1 protein-coding gene is annotated in these 2,166 nt (G+C 72.8%); it reads left to right on the top strand.

Annotated elements, in window-relative coordinates; translation table 11 throughout:
* Positions 1–2,020: FG-GAP-like repeat-containing protein (locus F3T56_RS25565; protein ID WP_246203844.1), on the top strand; the 2,020-nt coding region annotated here is incomplete at its 5' end.
* Positions 2,021–2,166: the final 146 nt, after the last annotated feature.

The following is a 2,166-nucleotide window of genomic DNA, read 5'->3' as shown; positions in this document are numbered from 1 at the left end:
GAGCAACGCGGCCTACGTGGCGGGCACGGTGACGAGGCCAGTAACTGGCGCGGTAACCAGCCCGTTGGCCGCCCCCACCCCCCTCCCCTCCACCGTCACCCGTCCCCCCATCGTCAGCCGGGCCCGCTGGGGCGCCGACGAGTCGACCGTCACGAGCGCGCCCGAGTACATCGACAAGATCAGCGCGGTCTTCGTCCACCACACCGGCGGCACCAACTCCTACAGCTGCGCCGAGTCCCCGGCCCTGATCCGCGCGCTCATGGCGTACGACATCGAGACGGCCGGGCTCGGCGACCTCGGCCACAACTTCCTCGTCGACAAGTGCGGCCGTATCTACGAGGGCCGCGCGGGCGGTACCGACGGCTCGGTGCGCGGCGCGCACACCCCCGGCTTCGACGGCGACTCGACCGGCATCGCGGTCCTCGGCGACTTCGAGGGCGCCGGCAGGCCGACGCGGGCCGCCGTGGAGTCCGTGGCGCGGCTCGCGGCCTGGAAGCTGGGCCAGTACGCCGGTGACCCGACCGGCAAGGTCACGCTGACCGCGTCCGAGGACAGCGGCGTGTACGCGAAGGACGAACAGGCCGAGCTGGACGTGATCTCCGGCGGCAGGGACGCGGCGACGACCACGTCCCCCGGCGCCAACCTCTACGGCAAGCTTGCCGAGGTCCGCCGCTACGCCGCCTCCCCGGCCCGCAACTCCGCGATCCCGACCGCCGACTACAAGGGCGACGGCGTGAGTGACCTGGTCGCCGCGACGCCGAAGTCCGGCAGCGGTTGGCTCACCCTCGTGCCGGGCGGGATCAACGGTCCCGTGTCCGGGTCCAAGCTCCGCCTCAACCAGGCGAGCACGGGCGTCCCGGGCGCCGCCGAGTCCGGCGACCAGTGGGGCGCGGCCACCGCGTGGGGCGACATCAACGGCGACGGGTACGCGGACCTCGCGATCGGCGCGCCCGGCGAGGACGACACCACCGGGCACGCGGACCGCGGCGCGGTGACGATCCTCTACGGGCCGTCCTACACCGCCGACGCCGACACCATGGCCCTCGGCGACGACTACGAGCCGAACGGCGCGCGGTTCGGCGCGACCGTCGCGGTCGGCGACTTCAACGCCGACGGCAGGGCGGACGTGTTCACCGCCGCCACCGGTACGGGCGGCAACTGGGCGGCCCGCTTCAACGACGGCCACGAGGTCGCCGGCGATCTGACCACGGCGACGGGCGCGTTGGCGTACGCGGACGCCGCGACCGGGGACTTCAACCGGGACGGTTACACCGACGTGGCCCTCAACTACCGGGACGCGTCCGGCGTCGGCAAGGTGACCTGGTTCAAGGGCTCCAGGTCGCTGGGCCTGACGAAGGTGTCGACGCTGACCATGAAGGGCGGCCGGTCCCTCGCCGCGGGCGACGTCAACGGCAACGGCTACGACGACATCGTCATCGGGCAGCCGTACGCCTCCGAGTCCGGCGGCAGCGCGGGCGGCCAGGTGACCCTGGTCCCCGGCACGTCCACCGGCTTCACCACCACCGGCATGACGACGATCCACCAGGGCACGGCCGGCGTGGAGGGCGCCTCGGAGACGTCCGACGCCTTCGGCGCCTCGGTGTCCGTGGGCGACCTGAACGCCGACGGGTACGCCGACGTCCTCACCGGCGCGCCCAACGAGGACATCACCCGCGCCTCCACGAACCGTGCGAACGCGGGCTCCGCATGGCTCCTGAAGGGCACGTCGTCCGGCCTGACCGGCACGGGCTCCCTGGCCCTCTCCCAGGACTCCCCCAACATCCCCGGCTCCACCGAAACCGACGACAAACTCGGCTCCGCGGCCTCCCTCACGGACTTCACGGGTGACGGGTTCGCCGACCTTGCGATCGGCACGGAGGGCGAGGACGCGGGCAACGGCACGATCCTGTACGTCCCGTCGGTCAACGGCGTGCCGACACCCACGCGGTCCGTGTACTACGGCATGGCACAACTGGAGTCCTCGACGGCCGCCCGCCTGGGCCAGCTCCTGACCCCATAGCCCTCCGAGAAGTCTCCGCCCCCGCCGCCCCTACCCTCCCCCACTCTCGACTTCGCTCGAGCGGGGGGACCCCCACCGTCCCCAGGGGCGGCTGCCCCTTCGACCCCGCTTCGCGTGAGAGCTCGGGGGGTGCGGTTTGTATGGCG

This window comes from Streptomyces tailanensis (genome assembly GCF_008386495.1).
GTDB lineage: Bacteria > Actinomycetota > Actinomycetes > Streptomycetales > Streptomycetaceae > Streptomyces > Streptomyces tailanensis.
The sequence above is the reverse complement of the archived record's forward strand: the minus strand, read 5'-3'. Positions and strand labels throughout refer to the sequence as shown.